Annotated in this window: 16 protein-coding genes; 4 read left to right on the top strand and 12 right to left on the bottom strand. The window is 59.2% G+C overall.

Annotated features, from left to right (window positions below; translation table 11 throughout):
* Window positions 1-7: 7 nt before the first annotated feature.
* Window positions 8-397: a hypothetical protein gene (locus ACP7E6_RS00580; protein WP_426226955.1), complete on the top strand. Its 390-nt coding sequence runs from the start codon at window positions 8-10 to the stop codon at window positions 395-397.
* Between the two features lie 118 nt (window positions 398-515).
* Window positions 516-947 (top strand): hypothetical protein, encoded by a 432-nt coding sequence (locus ACP7E6_RS00575; protein WP_426226953.1) that lies wholly within the window; start codon window positions 516-518, stop codon window positions 945-947.
* A gap of 19 nt (window positions 948-966) precedes the next feature.
* On the opposite strand, the gene ACP7E6_RS00570 is transcribed toward ACP7E6_RS00575, so the two are convergent.
* The 3 genes from ACP7E6_RS00570 to ACP7E6_RS00560 form a co-directional block, all read right to left on the bottom strand.
* Entirely contained in the window at window positions 967-2,472 is a 1,506-nt protein-coding gene (locus ACP7E6_RS00570) for a sensor histidine kinase (protein WP_426226952.1), read from the bottom strand.
* Window positions 2,473-2,642: 170 nt separating this feature from the next.
* Window positions 2,643-3,197 carry an RNA polymerase sigma factor gene (locus ACP7E6_RS00565; RefSeq protein WP_426228472.1) on the bottom strand — a complete coding sequence of 185 codons (555 nt, stop codon included), beginning with the start codon at window positions 3,195-3,197 and terminating at the stop codon, window positions 2,643-2,645.
* 8 nt (window positions 3,198-3,205) lie between these two features.
* Window positions 3,206-3,400 carry a NepR family anti-sigma factor gene (locus ACP7E6_RS00560; RefSeq protein WP_426228471.1) on the bottom strand — a complete coding sequence of 65 codons (195 nt, stop codon included), beginning with the start codon at window positions 3,398-3,400 and terminating at the stop codon, window positions 3,206-3,208.
* A 141-nt stretch (window positions 3,401-3,541) separates the two neighbouring features.
* On the opposite strand from ACP7E6_RS00560, the gene ACP7E6_RS00555 reads away from it, so the two are divergent.
* Window positions 3,542-4,339 (top strand): response regulator, encoded by a 798-nt coding sequence (locus tag ACP7E6_RS00555; RefSeq protein WP_426226950.1) that lies wholly within the window; start codon window positions 3,542-3,544, stop codon window positions 4,337-4,339.
* Window positions 4,340-4,583: 244 nt separating this feature from the next.
* Window positions 4,584-5,546 (top strand): HWE histidine kinase domain-containing protein, encoded by a 963-nt coding sequence (locus ACP7E6_RS00550; protein ID WP_426228469.1) that lies wholly within the window; start codon window positions 4,584-4,586, stop codon window positions 5,544-5,546.
* A gap of 236 nt (window positions 5,547-5,782) precedes the next feature.
* Here ACP7E6_RS00550 and ACP7E6_RS00545 read toward each other — a convergent pair whose 3' ends face one another.
* The 9 genes from ACP7E6_RS00545 to ACP7E6_RS00505 form a co-directional block, all read right to left on the bottom strand.
* Window positions 5,783-7,363 carry an FGGY-family carbohydrate kinase gene (locus ACP7E6_RS00545; protein WP_426226948.1) on the bottom strand — a complete coding sequence of 527 codons (1,581 nt, stop codon included), beginning with the start codon at window positions 7,361-7,363 and terminating at the stop codon, window positions 5,783-5,785.
* Window positions 7,363-8,058 carry an HAD family hydrolase gene (locus tag ACP7E6_RS00540; RefSeq protein ID WP_426226946.1) on the bottom strand — a complete coding sequence of 232 codons (696 nt, stop codon included), beginning with the start codon at window positions 8,056-8,058 and terminating at the stop codon, window positions 7,363-7,365. Before ACP7E6_RS00540 ends, ACP7E6_RS00545 begins: the two co-directional genes overlap by 1 nt.
* Before the next feature lie 81 nt (window positions 8,059-8,139).
* A complete protein-coding gene (locus ACP7E6_RS00535) occupies window positions 8,140-9,624 on the bottom strand; it encodes a mannitol dehydrogenase family protein (protein WP_426226944.1) in 1,485 nt (494 codons plus the stop codon).
* Between the two features lie 27 nt (window positions 9,625-9,651).
* A complete protein-coding gene (locus ACP7E6_RS00530) occupies window positions 9,652-10,425 on the bottom strand; it encodes an L-iditol 2-dehydrogenase (protein ID WP_426226943.1) in 774 nt (257 codons plus the stop codon).
* On the bottom strand, window positions 10,422-11,423 hold the full coding sequence (locus ACP7E6_RS00525; protein ID WP_426226941.1) for an ABC transporter ATP-binding protein: 1,002 nt from the start codon (window positions 11,421-11,423) through the stop codon (window positions 10,422-10,424). The genes ACP7E6_RS00530 and ACP7E6_RS00525 overlap by 4 nt, the downstream gene beginning before the upstream one ends.
* Before the next feature lie 27 nt (window positions 11,424-11,450).
* On the bottom strand, window positions 11,451-12,275 hold the full coding sequence (locus ACP7E6_RS00520; protein ID WP_426226939.1) for a carbohydrate ABC transporter permease: 825 nt from the start codon (window positions 12,273-12,275) through the stop codon (window positions 11,451-11,453).
* 69 nt (window positions 12,276-12,344) lie between these two features.
* Complete coding sequence (locus ACP7E6_RS00515) at window positions 12,345-13,217, bottom strand: carbohydrate ABC transporter permease (protein WP_426226937.1); 873 nt, start codon at window positions 13,215-13,217, stop codon at window positions 12,345-12,347.
* Window positions 13,218-13,408: 191 nt separating this feature from the next.
* Entirely contained in the window at window positions 13,409-14,722 is a 1,314-nt protein-coding gene (locus ACP7E6_RS00510) for an ABC transporter substrate-binding protein (protein ID WP_426226935.1), read from the bottom strand.
* A gap of 153 nt (window positions 14,723-14,875) precedes the next feature.
* Window positions 14,876-15,829 carry a sugar-binding transcriptional regulator gene (locus tag ACP7E6_RS00505; protein ID WP_426226933.1) on the bottom strand — a complete coding sequence of 318 codons (954 nt, stop codon included), beginning with the start codon at window positions 15,827-15,829 and terminating at the stop codon, window positions 14,876-14,878.
* Between the last annotated feature and the right edge of the window lie 142 nt (window positions 15,830-15,971).

Raw genomic sequence — 15,971 nt, 5'->3', positions numbered from 1 at the left:
TTTCTTCATGGCCCCAGGTCTCTTTTCCGGCGCAAAGAAGCGCAACGGCAGCCTCCTCGATGCCCCGATCGAAGATCAGATCAGCGAAATCCGCGACGACATCGCATCGCTCGCCAAGCTCCTCTCGCAGCGCGGTGCCGACGCATCGAAAGATGTGCGTTCAAGAGCATACGAAGCTTCCAAGGATGTTCGTGGTCGCGCCCACGATGCCCGTGATCAAGCGGAAGCCGGCCTTCAGGACCTTTTGGAAAATGGCGAGGCATTGTTTGCCGAACTGCGCAGCCGTTACTCGGTAACGGAAAAGCAGGTTCGCCAGACCGTGCGCCAGCACCCGGTTGCCACACTGGGCGCCGCTGCTGCGCTCGGCCTAATGGTTGCCGCGCTGATCCGCCGCTAGACGAACCTTTCCAGGCAGGCGGCAGTCCATCAGGGCGGCCGTCTGCATTCCTGTCGAAGGCTGGCGAACAACTCGGTTGTCAGCCGGCCTTTGTGCCATCCGCCTCCTGGAGAATAAAATGGGTCCTCTGGCCGCAATGCTTTCGGCTCTTGTCGTGACGGATGTCAGTGTTACCGTAGCGCGCTACAAGCGTAATGGTGCGATGTGGGCCGTCGTGGCGCTGTCCTTCCTGACGGCTTACATCTTTGCAATGGCGGCAGGCGCCATCTATCTCAGTGCACTATATAAGCCTCTGAAAGCCACCCTTATCCTTGCCGGTGTTTCCATCCTCATTGGGCTTGTCATCATTGGCATCATGTATGCGCTCAATGCCCGCGATAAGCGTCTCGCAGCCGAAAAGCGGCGCCGCTCGCAGGCACAGACGACGTTTGCCATTGCCACGGCACTGACGCTGTTCCGCCGGCAGCCGCTTCTGGCCGCAGGCCTTGCCGTCGGTGTTGGCACCGTTCTCGGGCTGATGCGAAAATCGGGTGACCGCGACCGGTCCTGAGGCACACAGGAAGAAACGCTTAAAGCGGCAGGCGGACAATCGCCGTCAGGCCTGCCGGCAGATACTCGATCTTCACCGAACTTCCCATGACCTTGTCCAGGCTCCGCTCGATCAGGATCGAGCCGAAACCGCGCCGTGAGGGCTCCTCGACCGGGGGACCGCCGACCTCTGTCCACGTCATGTGCAAAACACGATGGCCATCCTCATCGACACTGCGGGCGGTCAAAACCACCCTGCCGCCGTAAACCGACAACGATCCGTATTTCGCGGCATTGGTTGCCAGCTCGTGCAGAACCAGCCCCAGCCCGACCGCTTGATCCGGCCCGAGCAGGATCTCGTCCTTGTGGATCTCGATCTGCTTTTCATAGTCGCGGACATGCGGTGCGAGCTGTTTTGCCAGCAATGCAGAGAGGCGAATTTCGCCCCATTCATGGTCAGAAAGCAGCCCATGCGCTTCGGAAATGGCCTGTAGGCGCCCCGCGAAGGCAGTCATGAATTCCTGCGGATCGCTTGTCTGCCGCAATGTTTGGCGCGCCAACGACTGCAGCATGGCAAGCGTGTTTTTGACGCGATGATTAAGCTCGCGGAGCAAAAGCCGGGTGCGCTGGGTCGCGCCCTGCTGCTCCGTCACATCGATATTGATACCCAGAAAAACCGTTGGCTTGCCCTTGGCGTCGCGCTCGTGAACGCGGCCACGGCCCAGCAGCCAGCGTCCCGATGACGCCACACGGAAGGTCCCGTCATATTCCTGGTCCTGCGTCATCGCAGACCGCAGCTTCGAGAGCGTCGCCACGCGGTCGTCCGGATGAATAGCGCCAAATATGTCCCGTGCCTGCACGCTCTTGGCGAAGGGCATGCCGAACATGCGCAGCATCGGCTCATTGCAGGAGACATTACCCGAGCAGATATTCCACAACCAGCTACCGACATTGGCCGCATCCAGCGCCATTGCATGCCGCTGCTCTTCGCGCGACAGCGCTGCTTCCTTCAGAGCGCGCTGTCGCGCCTCGTGCTTGAGGGTAAAAAGAGACGAAGCTATGCGTGACAGCCTTTGCAGCTGAACAATAAGTTGCGGCGCCAGGTCGGCGCGCGGCTTGACATCGAAAACACAGATGGTGCCCACCGATTGATTGCCGATAACCAAGGGAACCCCTGCATAAAATCGCAGAAAGGGCTCACCGACAACGCGCGGCTGGTTGGAAAAACGCGGATCTGCAGTGGCATCAGCAACCACCAGTGCGCCATCGGAAGCCCCCGCGATGGTGTGCACACAAAAGGAATCAACCGACGGCGCCCGTGGCTCGCTGATGCCGCTGGCCGCCTTGAACCATTGATCCTTGGCATCGACAAGAGTGACCAGTGCAACCGGTGCATCGAAGAGACCGGCGGCTATATCGGCGAGATCGCGGAAATCGGCGTCTGGTTCGGCCATGTCCGGAATGACCGCGTGCAGGACCGCAAGCCTCTGGGCTGAGGCCAAAGCTGCCGCCACCGCCGGCTGCAAATCACTAGTCTCATCAATCATAAATTCCATACCCGGCCAGGCAGTGCCAAAATCTCGTCCGTCAGCCTTGGCGCTGCGATGCGCCTGTGCAGTTTCTGCACGATTGCACCCTGCGGTGCAATCGTGCACGATAACTTTGCATCGACCAAACCTCGCAGGAAAGATTTGGTTGATGCCAACGATCTTGATTGTCAGGAGATAAAAGCACGCGACGTTATGGGCGCCGAGGTGGCATCCGGTCCATATTCGTTCTCACCGGTCACCTGCAGAATATCCTGCAATCGCTGACGTGCCCGATTGACGCGACTCTTGATCGTACCAAGGGCGCAGCCGCATATTTCCGCCGCTTCCTCATAGGAAAACCCGGAGGCTCCGACGAGGATGATCGCCTCGCGCTGATCCGGCGGCAGCGTTTCCAGCGCCCGCTTGAAATCCTGGAGATCCAGCGAACCATACTGTGCAGGGTGCTGGGCAAGCGACTCGGTAAAATACCCGTCGCTGTCCTGAACCTCCCGGCCGCGCTTGCGCATCTGGCTGTAAAGCTCGTTGCGAAGGATGGTGAAAAGCCAAGCCTTCATATTCGTACCCATCTCGAAATGGTCCTGCTTTGCCCACGCCTTCATGATGGTATCCTGGACCAGATCGTCGGCGCGGTCGTGCCTGCCGATCAGCGACATGGCGAAGGCGCGCAGGCTTGGAAGCGCCGCGAGCATCTCACGCTTGAAACTGGGTTCCTCAGACGTCATGGCGCCGCTCATTCTGCCACATCCGGCATCGACTGGCGCTCAACCGCGTCAAGCTTCTCAAGCAGGTCGAGAAAGCGGTCCGGAATAGCTTCTTCCTGAACTGAAAGATAAAGCGCGCGGAGCTTGGTCGCAATCTGCGCGTTAGGATTATCGGTACGCGCTGACCTCACGGCGTCACGCCCTGCCCCAATTTTGTCCGTCATCAATGCCAGATACCTTCAATATTCATATGGCAGCATAATGCGCGGCGAAAAAAAATGTTCCGCGAAAAGGAACCTTTTTTTTCGCGTCGCGTTTGTTTGCTGTCATGGCCACAAGCTCGGCCAGATTGAGGGAGTTTTTACATGTCACTATCCACCCGGATCGCTCCGTTTCTGCCCTATCTGCGCCGATATTCCCGCGCATTGACAGGATCGCAGACGTCGGGCGACGCCTATGTCGCAGCCGTTCTGGAGGCGTTGATCACTGACGTCAGCATTTTTCCCGAAGCCAGCAGTGACAGGGTTGCCTTGTTCCAGCTGTATACCAAGCTTTTCGGCTCATCATCCGTTCTGATTCCGGAACCGGTTTCGCCATTTGCTTGGGAAAAGCGCGCTTCTATCAATCTTGCTTCGGTATCGCCGCTCGCCCGCCAGGCTTTTCTTCTCGTGTCCGTGGAAGGCTTTCGCACAAGCGAAGCCGCCGAAGTGCTCGATATGACAGAAAGCGGCATGAACCAGTTGCTCGAGCGCGCATCCGAAGAGATTTCCCGCCAGGTTGCGACCGATATCATGATCATTGAGGACGAGCCGCTGATCGCGATCGACATCGAACAGATGGTGGAAAGCCTGGGTCACACGGTGACCGGCATTGCCCGTACGCGTGACGAAGCAGTCGCCCTGTTCAAGGCCACACGGCCCAGCATGGTGCTTGCCGACATCCAGCTGGCCGATGGCAGCTCCGGTATTGATGCCGTCAACGATATTCTGAAGAACACCGCCATTCCGGTGATTTTCATCACGGCGTTTCCCGAGCGCCTGTTGACCGGAGAACGGCCGGAACCAACCTTTCTGGTCACCAAGCCATTCAATCCGGACATGGTCAAGGCATTGATCTCCCAAGCGTTGTTCTTTAACGAATCCACAAAGGCTGCTGCAGCCTGAGTTCGGCTTTGCACGAACGACGACTGAACAGTCTCGATCACGGCACGGGGTCAATCGGCATCCCGTGTAACATACAGGCAAGAGAGCCGGCCCCATTTCCGGTCAGAATGCCGATCGGATCCACCGCTTGTTCCGAATGCTGGGCTTGCACGGAGAACTGATCAGAAAATGGAAGGCGCTTCGCGTGGGCAATGCAGGCAATTCAGCCCCGATCATGACCGGCGCCACGGTAAGCAAGGTTTTGATGGAGCTGGTTTTAAAGAAATCAGGCTCCGGCTTTGTCTACCAGTCCGACAATCTCGACACCATTCTGTCCGGAAACCTGCCTGAAGGGCTGCAACTGCTGGCAACGGCTGCACAGGCAGACGAAACCGTGTTTGGCGCGGATGATGGCGCCCGTCTGATTGCCCTGAAACGCAGCGTCGCCGGCCACAACACACCCATATCGACGGAAGTTGATGTAACCGCCGCCGCCGGTGTGCTGACATACCGCATCGATATCGAACGTATCGAGACGGCGGACATGACCGGAATTCTCTCGGTGATCACCGATATCTCTGAGACAAGGCACCGCGAGCGGATCTTGAAGACCCTGCTGCGCGAACTCAGCCATCGCTCAAAAAACCTGCTGGCGATCATTCAGGGCATTGCGACACAGACAGCCCGTCAAGCGCTGTCGCTCGACTATTTCCTCACCAAATTTCGCGGCCGTATCCAGTCGCTGTCCTATTCGCAAGACCTCGTCACCGATTCCAGCTGGCGCGGGGCCTATCTGTTTGCATTGACCGAGCGGCAATTCAGCGCCTATTGGCCGGATTCCCAAAGGCCGATCTCCATCACCGGTATCAATGCGCATCTCTCCCCCAACGCGACGCTGCATATCGGCCTTGCGCTACACGAACTCATCGTAAACTCGGCCTCTTACGGCGCGATCTCGGCAGGCCTCAACTCCCTGACCATCGATTGTTTCGAGACGATCCTGGACGAAAATGCGGCCATCGAGCTTGCCTGGGTCGAGGATCTGCCGCCAGCGGCGACACAGCGGGAGGCGGACGAGCACACATTTGCGCGCACAGTGCTGGAGCGTGTCGTGCCGGTGGCGATCGGCGGCAAGGCGATGTACCTCACAGCACCCGATCGCATCGAGTACCGCCTGACTATCCCATCCCGTGAATACGAAATCATCAACGATGATATGATGCGGTAGGCTGGGCACGCCCGTCGATTACCACCGCAAAAATGGCAAAAAAACAGCCAGCGCCGGGGAAGGCACTGGCTGATATTGACAACTCACCGAGGGGGCGTGTGAGCTGATGCTGGACTATATATTGGGGTTCCCATTGGGGGCGATGTGAACCGCTATCCAGACATCATGGAAACGGGCCGGCACACGAAAGGTTCCGATCGAACTGCATTTTTTTGAAAATATAAATTCGGCCGCTTTCAGAGCGCTTCCAACTCGGCACGATGCCTGTAGAGGCTGAGGAACTTGCGGTAATCACGGTCATAGATTTCCCGCATGTCCGCGTTCGGATATTGCTCATGGCCGCCAGGCGACATCGCCGGTCCGGCGGCGCGAAGGTCTGGATAGAGACCGCCAGCGACAGAGGCCACCATGGCCGTACCGAGCAAAACGGCATCGTTGGTTTCCGGCACGACGACCGTGCAGCCGGTGACGTCGGAATAGAGTTCCATCAAAAGCACATTGCGCACATGGCCCCCGGTCACATGCAGCGTGTCGAGATCGTAACCTGCTTGTTTCATCATTTCGAGAATGTGGCGGATTCCGAGCGCAATCGCCACACAGGTGCGCCAATAAAGCCGACACAGCGCGTCGAACGAACTATCCAGCGTCAGGCCGCTGATGACGCCAAGCGCATGCGGATCGGCAAGTGGCGAGCGATTGCCATGAAAATCCGGCAGAACGTGCAGGCGCGCTGCAAAATCGCTCCCATAGGCAGCGCGCAGTTCCTGAATGCGAAGAACGATTCTGGCGTGAACTTCGGCATCCGGTTCGCCGCCGGCACTGTGACTGCGCACCACGTGATCAAGCAGTGCACCGGTTGCCGATTGACCGCCCTCGATCAACCAGCTGCCGGCAAACGCCGCCTCGAAATACGGCCCCCACATGCCAAAACCCGGCTTCATCTCCTGGGAAAAGGCGACAATGCAGCTGGAGGTCCCGGCGATCAGGGCAAGTTGCCGCTCCAGCCTGTCCGGTTCGCCGGCAAACGCGCCAAGCACACCGATGGCGCCGGCATAGGCGTCGATCAGCCCCGTCGCCACCGCGCAATCCTCATGCAGGCCGAGTTCGGCCGCAGCCGCTGCCGTCAGATGGCCGACCGATTGCCCGACCGGCAGCGTCTTTTCCGGCAAACCGCCACGCTCGCGCAAGTCCTCAAGCCCGATCGTTGTGAGGAACCCGTCCTGCCAGCCATTTTCCTTGTGCGAAAGATAATTCCATTTGGCCGTCAGCGTGCAACGCGACCGGGCGGCATTGCCGGTTGCCCGCCAGGACATGAAATCGGCCAGATCGAAAAAATATCCCGCCTTCTCCCATTGCTGCGGCAGGTTCTGCTTCAGCCACATCAGTTTCGGCATCTCCATTTCCGGAGACATCACGCGGCCGGAATGGTTGAGCACCGGATGTTCGGTGGCCGTGCAAAAATCGGCCTGCTTCAGCGCCCGGTGGTCGAGCCAGACGATCGTGTCCCAGCGCGGATCGCCCTTGCGATTGACCGATAAAGGCGCTCCGTCCCTGTCGCGCACGACGAGCGAGCAGGTTGCGTCGAAACCGATTGCGGCAATGGATTCGGCAGGCACTCCGGCCTTGGCGCGGGCGGTCTTGACGGCGATGCAGACGGCGGCCCAGATGTTTTCGGAATCGTGCTCGGCGTGGTTTTCTTCAGGCCGGTTCATCGCGATCGGATAATCCGCGCGGGCCAGTTGTCTGCCATGCCGATCGAAAATACCAGCGCGAGCGCTGCCGGTTCCGACGTCGACAGCAACGATCAAATCAGCCATCAGAGCCCTGCGTTCCCGTCCCTTTGTTCTTTGCGGACAAAATGGATCAATTCCCGCATGTCGTCAAACAGCACGTCAGGCGCAAGCCGCCGCAATGATTCCAGATGCCGTTCGGACTTTGCATGCGAGGCGCCGGCAAAGGCAAAAACCCGCATGCCGGCTGCCTTGGCAGCCTCAATCCCGGCAGGGCTGTCCTCGACGACGATGCAGTTTTCCGGCGGCGTTGCCATCTCGGCAGCGGCATGCAGGAAGAGATCCGGTGCCGGTTTGCCGTGCTTCACCATGCTGGAGCTGAACAGATGGGGCTCAAGCTTGTCGATCAGCCCGGTGATGGTCAGCGAAAGCCGGATACGCTCCATCTGGCTTGACGAGGCGACGCATCGGGGAAGATCGAGCTGATCGAGTGCCTTGGATATGCCCGCTACAGGCTGTAGTTCCTGCTGAAACCGCTTGTAGAGATCAAGGCGCATCTGCTCCAGAAAATGATCGTCCACCGCAAGACCGTAATCGTCATGCAGGATGTCCGACATGGTCTTCAGGCTCTTGCCGAGAAACCGCTCGGCTGCCTCTTCGGCATCCATATCGACACCGGCATTGCGCAACACACGCACCAGCACATCAAGCGACAAAGGTTCGCTATCGACCAGAACCCCGTCGCAATCGAAAATCACCAGTTTTGGCGGATGCGTATTCATAGGCGTCAGACCACCGCTTGCCCGCCGGAGCGGCCGCAGTATCCGGCCACGACGTTACCCAGGGGCTGAAGCGTCATGAAATCATTCTCCAAGTTTTCCGTCGAGATAGAGCTGCAGCGTCGCCCGCGTGCCCTTGTCCCAAAGCGTCCGCAGCGCATGCGCGAACCGTTTCTGGAACAGCGTTGATTGCGCAACATCGCCGAAGATGTCCGAAAGCGCAAGAAAGGCCTGTGGATCGTCCTTGGATTTGATCGCCGCCGCATGAAGCCGGTCGGCGCTGGCATCGTTGAAGGCGATCGGCTTGCCGCTATCGGAGGTTCCCGCAAAATAGCGGCACCAAAGCGCCGACACCAGCGCAAGGCCGACAACGTCCTCGCCGCGCCGGAGCCGGTCAGCCGTCGTCGGCAGGATGAATTTCGGCTGCCGGTTGGAACCGTCCTGCGCAAGGCGCGGAATGGTGTCGGCGATCTTAGGATTGAACAGCCGCGACTCGACCTTTTTGAAATAGGCGTTCAGGTCGGTATTCGGCACCGGCGGGATGACCGGGATGATCTCATCCTGTTCGAGCTTCGCCAGGAAGGCGCAGACCGTCTTGTCCTCCATCGCCTCATGGACGAAATGGATATCGAGAAGCGCTGCGGGATAGGCAATCGCTGCATGGCCGCCATTGAGGATACGGATCTTCATGTGCTCGTAAGGGCCGACATCCGGCACGAACTGGACACCGACCTTTTCAAGCGCCGGGCGGCCAGCGGGGAAATGATCTTCAAGCACCCACTGCTTGAACTCTTCACAGAAGACCGGCCAGTTATCGTCGATACCGTAATCATCGGCAACAATGCCGACTTCACGCGGGCTGGTCGCCGGGGTGATGCGATCGACCATGCCGCTTGGAAAGGCGACATTGGCCTCGATCCATTCGGCAAAGGACGGATCGGACAGGCTCGCAAGACCAGATACGGCCGCATGCGTGACTTCGCCGTTGCCCGGAATATTGTCGCAGGACATTACCGTGAACGGCACGATGCCCTTGTCCTTGCGGGCTTTCAAACCGGCAATGATCAGGCCGAACACGGTCTTCGGGTCATTCGGGTTCTGGCTGTCGGCAACGATGGCCGGGTGTTTGGGATTGAACACGCCGGATGCCGGATCGATGAAATAGCCGCCCTCGGTGATCGTCAGCGAGACGATGCGGATCGCTGGATCGGCAAGCACGGCAATCGTCGCTGCAGCATTGCCCGGCCGCAGATAATCGATCATCGGCGCGGTGACGCGCGCAGCGCTCTTGTTGTTGTCCTGCTCGACCACCGTCGTCAGGAAATCCTGTGCTTCGAGCTTTTCCCGCATCGCCTCGTCCGATGGCAAAACCCCTGCCCCGACAATCGCCCAGTCGTGGTCGCTGCCGGTGTTGAACAGATCATCGAGATAGATCGCCTGATGGGCGCGGTGGAAGTTGCCAACGCCAAAATGGACGATGCCAGCCTTTAACGCGGATCGGTCATAGGCCGGGATCGCGGCGGTCGCCTTGATGGCGGTAAGATTGGCGAGCGAGAGTTTGGTCGTCATGTTCATTCCTTTCGACGAGCTGTGAGCTCAGCTCATCCAGTTGCCGCCATCGACATTGTAGGTCTGCGAAACGACATAGTTGCTGTCTGCGGAGGCGAGAAAGACCGCCATGCCCGTCAGGTCTTCGGCCGTGCCCATGCGTCCGAACGGAACTTCGGCACCGACAAGCCTCTTCTTCTCGCCGAGCGGGCGATTTTCATACTTGGCAAACATCGCGTCCACACCGTCCCAATGCTCGCCGTCGACGACGCCGGGCGCAATCGCATTGACGTTGATGCCGTGCTTGATGAGATCCAGCCCTGCCGACTGGGTCAGGCTGATGACCGCCGCCTTGGTGGCGCAATAGACGCCGACAAGAGCTTCGCCCCGGCGCCCCGCCTGGCTTGCCATGTTGATGATCTTGCCGCCGCGTCCCTGCGCGATCATCAGCTTTGCAGCAGCCTGCAGGGTAAACAGCGTGCCGGAGACATTGATCGTAAACAGCCTGTCATAGCTTTCGCGGGTGATCTCGACGATCGGTGCCAGATCGAACAGGGCTGCATTGTTGACGAGGATATCGAGGCCACCCGCCTTTGCGGCCACCGCCGCAACCGCCGCGTCGATCGACGCCTGGCTGGTCACGTCCATCTGGACCGCATAGGCCGAAGGTCCAAGCTCGGCGGCCGTTAGGGTGGCGCGCTCGAGATTGATATCGGCAATCGCAACGGTAGCGCCTTCGCGGATGTAAGCCTCCGCGAAGGCGCGTCCGATCCCGCGCGCCGATCCGGTGATCAGAGCGCTTTTACCTTTGAGCCGTGTCATCGAATTGCCAGTCCCTTGTCCGTGAATTTGTGCACGCGGCCCTCTTCCGGTGTGAGGAAGACCTTGTCGCCATGCTTGACTGCAAAATCGCCGCCGACACGGGCTGTCACCAGCCCGATGCCATCGACATGAATGTGCAGGAAGGTATCCGATCCCAGATGTTCGGCGACGCCGACGGTGCCACGCCAAGCGCCGGATTCGGTCGAGAGTTTGAGATGCTCCGGACGAACACCGATCGTATGTGCGTTGTACGGTTTGGAGAATTCGCCGGTCGCAAAGTTCATCCGCGGCGAACCGATGAAGCCGGCGACGAAGATATTGTCCGGCCGGTGATAGAGATCGAGCGGCGAACCGACCTGTTCGATATTGCCGGCGTTGAGCACGACAATCTTGTCGGCCATGGTCATGGCTTCGACCTGGTCGTGGGTGACGTAGATCATCGTCGTCTTCAGCTGATGATGCAGCTCGCTGATTTCCAGCCGCATCGTGCCGCGCAAGGCCGCGTCCAGATTGGAGAGCGGCTCGTCGAACAGGAAGGCCGAGGGTTCGCGCACGATGGCACGGCCGATGGCAACACGCTGGCGCTGGCCGCCGGAAAGCTGGCCGGGGCGCCGGTCGAGATAGTTGGTGAGGTTGAGGACGCGCGCCGCCTCCGTCACCTTCTTGTCCATCGCACCCTGATCCATCTTCGCCATCTTCAGGGGGAAGGCGATATTGTTGCGCACCGTCATGTGTGGGTAGAGCGCGTAGGACTGGAACACCATGGCCAGTCCACGTTTGGCCGGCGCCATGCCCGTGACGTCGCGTCCGTCGATCTCGATCGTGCCCGACGACGTATCCTCAAGGCCGGCGATCAGGCGCAGCAAGGTCGATTTTCCGCAGCCCGAAGGACCGACGAAGACGACGAATTCACCCTCGTTGATCGTCAGGTCGATACCGGGAATGACCTGCGTCGCGCCAAAGCTCTTGTTGACCTTTTTCAGCTGAATATTGCCCATGCGTGCCTCCCAAGTCTTTTCTGTGCGTTACTTCACGGCGCCAAAAGTCAGGCCGCGGACAAGTTGTTTCTGTGAGAACCAGCCCATGATCAGGATCGGTGCGATGGCAAGGGTCGAAGCTGCCGACAGCTTTGCCCAGAACAGACCTTGCGGGCTGGAGAACGAGGCTATGAAGGCCGTCAGCGGCGCCGCATTGGTGGTGGTCAGCCGGATCGTCCAGAACGCTTCGTTCCAGGCAAGGATGATGTTGAGCAGCATGGTCGAGGCGATACCAGGCACCGCCATGGGCGTCAGCACGTAGACGATCTCGCCCCAGAGCGATGCACCATCCATCCGCGAGGCTTCCAGGATCTCACCGGGAATTTCGCGAAAGTAGGTATAGAGCATCCAAACGACGATCGGCAGGTTGATCATCGTCAGCATGACGGTGAGGCCAAAGCGGCTGTCGAGCAAGCCGAAGTCGCGGAACAGCAGATAGATCGGCACCATGACGGCTGCAGCCGGCATCATCTTGGTGGAGAGCATCCACATCAGGATGTCCTTGGTCTTGTTGGTCGGCGAAAAGGCCATCGACCATGCGGCCGGCACCGAAATCAGCAGCGCAAGCAGCGTCGAGCCAAGCGACAGGATGACCGAGTTCAGGAAGAACTTGAAATAATTACTCTGGGCCTGCACGGCGCCGTAGCTTTCGACCGTGCCCGAGGGAACGAGATTAAACCCCTGGATCGCCTCGGTCTCGGATTTGAACGAGGTGATGATCGTGTAAAGGATCGGGAAGAAGATCACGAGTGCGATGATCCAGGCGACGATGGTGAAGAAGACGGTTCTTCTGGTCGAAACGGCACGTGCCATGGTCTTGCCTCCCTTAAAAAGCTGTTCCAGGAAAAGTGTGAAGCGGTTTTCCGTCAGGAACTGCGTTAACTATTTGTCGAGGTTCTTGCCAACGGCGCGCATCAGGAAGAAGGCGACGATATTGGCGAGGATGACTGCGATGATGCCGCCGGCCGAAGCGCCGCCGACGTCGTAGCCGAGCAGAGCGGTGCGGTAGATGAGGAACGGCAGGTTGGTCGATGCGTAACCCGGGCCGCCATTGGTGGTAACGAGGATTTCGGCATAGACCCCCAGAAGGAAGATCGTCTGGATCAGGATGACGACGGTGATCGAGCGGGCCAGATGCGGCACCGTCAGGTAGATTAAGCGGTTGACGAAGCCGGCGCCATCCATTTCGGCGGCTTCCTTCTGCTCGCCGTCAAGCGACTGAAGGGCGGTCAAAAGGATCAGTGTTGCAAACGGCAGCCATTGCCAGGCGACGATGATGATGATCGAAAACAGAGGATACTGACCGAACCAGTCGATCGGCTGCAGTCCGAAGAAGCGGCTGATATCTGCAAACACGCCATATTGCGGATGCATGATCATGTTCTTCCAGACCAGCGCCGCAACCGGCGGCATGACGAAGAACGGTGAGATCACCAGGATGCGGACAAGCCCCTGCCCCCACATCGGCTGATCGAGCATCAGCGCAATGGCGACGCCGCCGATGACCGTGATAAAAAGCACGCCGCCCACGATGAGCAGCGTGTTCCAGATGGACTGGAAAAAAGCAGGATCCGCATAGAAATACTGATAATTGAACAGGCCGGCGAAACTGACATTGCCGGGGTTGAGCAGGTTGTAGTTCTGGAACGAGAACCACAGCGTCATGGCCAGTGGCACGATCATCCAGATCAGGAGAAGCCCGACAGACGGGGCCATCATCCAGCGCGCAAGCGCCCGCGTATTCTGCGTAGCCATTTCAACACCCTCCCTCTGATGCCGGTCCGGACACCCGCCCCGCCGGGAGGGCAGCAAGCCGGCCGCCTTGGTCGTCTTTTTGGAAAAGCCTGACGTCAGACGCGGTGACCAATAGACTTCACAGCGGACGACGCCAGGTTAGAGTTGGCAACCCGGATGGTAGTCCGGGCTGCCTGTCCTTGGGAAGGAACCTACTTGATGTAACCGCCGCGGGTCATTTCGCGGGTGGTTACCTGCTGTGCCTGCGCCAGCGCATCATCAACCGTCATCTGACCGGCGAGAGCCGCCGAGAACAGCTGACCGACCGTCGTGCCGAGACCCTGGAATTCCGGGATGGCGACGAACTGAACACCGACGTAAGGCACGGGCTTGACGGACGGGTTCTTCGGGTCGGCGGCATTGATGCTTTCGAGCGTCATCTTGGCGAACGGCGCCGCCTTCTGGTACTCGGGGTTGTTGTAGAGCGAGGTACGAGTACCCGGAGGAACGTTTGCCCAGCCTTCCTTGGCAGCGACCACGTCGAGATAGTGCTTGCTGGTTGCCCAGGACACGAACTTCTCGGCAGCTTCCGCCTTCTGGGTACCTGCCGGAACGGCAAGGCTCCATGCCCACAGCCAGTTGCCGCGCTTGCCAAGGCCCGTATCCGGAGCCAGAGCGAAGCCGACCTTGTCGGCGACCGTGGAGCCTTTCGGATCGGTTACCATGGACGCGGCGACAGTGGCATCGATCCACATGCCGCACTTGCCCTGCTGGAACAGCGCCAGGTTTTCGTTGAAGCCGTTGGACGAAGCACCCTGGGGTCCGGCATCGTTCATTAGCTTGACATACATCTCAAGCGCGTTTTTCCACTCCGGCTGATCGAACTGGGGTTGCCATTTTTCATCAAACCAGCGTGCGCCAAAGGCGTTGGAGGTGGCGGTCAGGAACGCCATGTTTTCGCCCCAGCCGGCCTTGCCGCGAAGGCAGATGCCGTTGATGCCGGCGGCACGATCGGTCATCTTGCGGGCTGCCTCACCGATGAATTCCCAGGTCGGGGCATCGGGCATCTTCAGACCGGCCTTTTCGATCAGGTCCTTGCGGTACATGACCATCGAGCTTTCGCCGTAGAACGGTGCAGCGTAGAGCTTGCCGTCCTCCCCGGTCAGGCCCGAGCGGATGGCAGGCAGCAGATCGTCGACGTCGTAGTCGGCGCCGAGCTTGTCGAGCGGCAGGAGCCAGCCCTGCTTGGCCCAGATCGGAACTTCATAGGTGCCGATCGTGAGCACGTCGTACTGGCCGCCCTTGGTGGCGATATCCGTGGTGACGCGTTCGCGCAACACGTTTTCCTCGAGCGTTACCCAATCGAGCTGAATGTCGGGGTTGGCCTTGGTGAAATCGTCCGTCAGCCCCTGCATGCGGATCATGTCGCTGTTGTTCACCGTGGCAATGGTGAGGGTTTCTGCCTGGGCGAAACCCGCGATGACGATTGCCGAGCATGTGCCCAGCAGGAAAGTTTTCAAGTTCATATATCTTCCTCCCAGAAGAGTTATGAGCATTTGCCTTGCTCGTGGGCAATTACTCACATATCCGCGAAAAATGTCAATCGGCATTCGTTGCTGCAGTGCAGAAACGTCCGATGGCCTGTTTGATTTTGCTTGTGAAAATTTCTGTCTAGACGCTCAATTGGCGAGCAAAAACTGGGCCGTTGCCTCGTCCGTGATCAAGCCGTTGATCACTCGCCCCGTCAGCGCGGCCCGCAAAGCAACCTGTTTGCGCTGGCCCTTGGCGATGCCGATGACGGTCGCCGAATCACGCGACGGCAAGGGCACGCTGGCAACACGCTCGTTGATGCTGCCGGACAGCATCCGCCCGTCGCGATCAAACATCCAGCCGCAGATTTCACCCGCAGCCCCCTCGTCCATCAGCTGCATCATCTCGTCGCGCGCCAAAAAGCCATCCTCGCACAAGGGCGCGTCCTGGCCGAGTTCACCGACACCGACAAAGGCGACATTGGCTTCGGAACCGAGCTGCAGGGCAGATTTGACCAGCGCCTGATTGTGGAGCAGCGCCCGCTCCTCCGGTGAAGACACCAGAACCGGCAGCGGCATCGGAAAATGCCGCGCCTTGACGGCATCCGCCATCGAGAAGATGACGTTGTAATAGGCAGCCGATCCATCCAGACCGATATTGCCGGTCAACGAGACGATGCGATGCTGCGGACATTCCATCGCCGGCAACTGGTCGATCGCCGCCTTCAGCGTTCGCCCCGTGCCGATCGCCAGGATGATCGGATCGACCGATTTCAGCCAGCGCTCGATCTCGGCAGCCCCCGCTTCCGCAATGCCGACCGTCGTCGATGAAGACCCGGGGTCACTCGGCACGATGTCCACTTGCCACAGGTCGAATTTTTCCTTGAGGCGAAGCCCGAGTTCCAGGCAGGCCGCGATCGGGTGGTCAAGGCGAACCTTGATCAGACGTTCGGCCATTGCCAGAGAAACGAGCCGCTGGGCCGACTGACGCGAGATGCCCATCGTGGAGGCAATTTCGTCCTGCGTACGCCCGGCGACATAATAGAGCCAGCCCGCACGCGCGGCGTCATCGAGCCTGTTATTACCGTCCGGTCTGCGCGCCATTGTCCGTACTCCCTGAACGATGTGCTGACACTTTTTCCAGGCTTCTGTCAAACACAGACCATAAGACTTGCCTTTTCAGCCCCCTTGAAACCCCTACGATGCTGGGATTCCAGCGATTTTCATTTTAAAATTTTACCGTTTG

Origin of the sequence: Pararhizobium sp. DWP3-4 (assembly GCF_049898205.1) — a bacterium.
Classification (GTDB): Bacteria; Pseudomonadota; Alphaproteobacteria; order Rhizobiales; family Rhizobiaceae; genus Pararhizobium.
The sequence above is the reverse complement of the archived record's forward strand: the minus strand, read 5'-3'. Positions and strand labels throughout refer to the sequence as shown.

Coding starts and splice junctions, on each gene's coding strand:
- ACP7E6_RS00570 (WP_426226952.1), bottom strand. CDS start 2,472: ATGATTGATGAGACTAGTGATTTGCAGCCGGCGGTGGCGGCAGCTTTG.
- ACP7E6_RS00575 (WP_426226953.1), top strand. CDS start 516: ATGGGTCCTCTGGCCGCAATGCTTTCGGCTCTTGTCGTGACGGATGTC.
- ACP7E6_RS00560 (WP_426228471.1), bottom strand. CDS start 3,400: ATGACGGACAAAATTGGGGCAGGGCGTGACGCCGTGAGGTCAGCGCGT.
- ACP7E6_RS00545 (WP_426226948.1), bottom strand. CDS start 7,363: ATGGCTGATTTGATCGTTGCTGTCGACGTCGGAACCGGCAGCGCTCGC.
- ACP7E6_RS00535 (WP_426226944.1), bottom strand. CDS start 9,624: ATGACGACCAAACTCTCGCTCGCCAATCTTACCGCCATCAAGGCGACC.
- ACP7E6_RS00550 (WP_426228469.1), top strand. CDS start 4,584: ATGGAGCTGGTTTTAAAGAAATCAGGCTCCGGCTTTGTCTACCAGTCC.
- ACP7E6_RS00580 (WP_426226955.1), top strand. CDS start 8: ATGGCCCCAGGTCTCTTTTCCGGCGCAAAGAAGCGCAACGGCAGCCTC.
- ACP7E6_RS00515 (WP_426226937.1), bottom strand. CDS start 13,217: ATGGCTACGCAGAATACGCGGGCGCTTGCGCGCTGGATGATGGCCCCG.
- ACP7E6_RS00565 (WP_426228472.1), bottom strand. CDS start 3,197: ATGACGTCTGAGGAACCCAGTTTCAAGCGTGAGATGCTCGCGGCGCTT.
- ACP7E6_RS00540 (WP_426226946.1), bottom strand. CDS start 8,058: ATGAATACGCATCCGCCAAAACTGGTGATTTTCGATTGCGACGGGGTT.
- ACP7E6_RS00530 (WP_426226943.1), bottom strand. CDS start 10,425: ATGACACGGCTCAAAGGTAAAAGCGCTCTGATCACCGGATCGGCGCGC.
- ACP7E6_RS00525 (WP_426226941.1), bottom strand. CDS start 11,423: ATGGGCAATATTCAGCTGAAAAAGGTCAACAAGAGCTTTGGCGCGACG.
- ACP7E6_RS00505 (WP_426226933.1), bottom strand. CDS start 15,829: ATGGCGCGCAGACCGGACGGTAATAACAGGCTCGATGACGCCGCGCGT.
- ACP7E6_RS00555 (WP_426226950.1), top strand. CDS start 3,542: ATGTCACTATCCACCCGGATCGCTCCGTTTCTGCCCTATCTGCGCCGA.
- ACP7E6_RS00520 (WP_426226939.1), bottom strand. CDS start 12,275: ATGGCACGTGCCGTTTCGACCAGAAGAACCGTCTTCTTCACCATCGTC.
- ACP7E6_RS00510 (WP_426226935.1), bottom strand. CDS start 14,722: ATGAACTTGAAAACTTTCCTGCTGGGCACATGCTCGGCAATCGTCATC.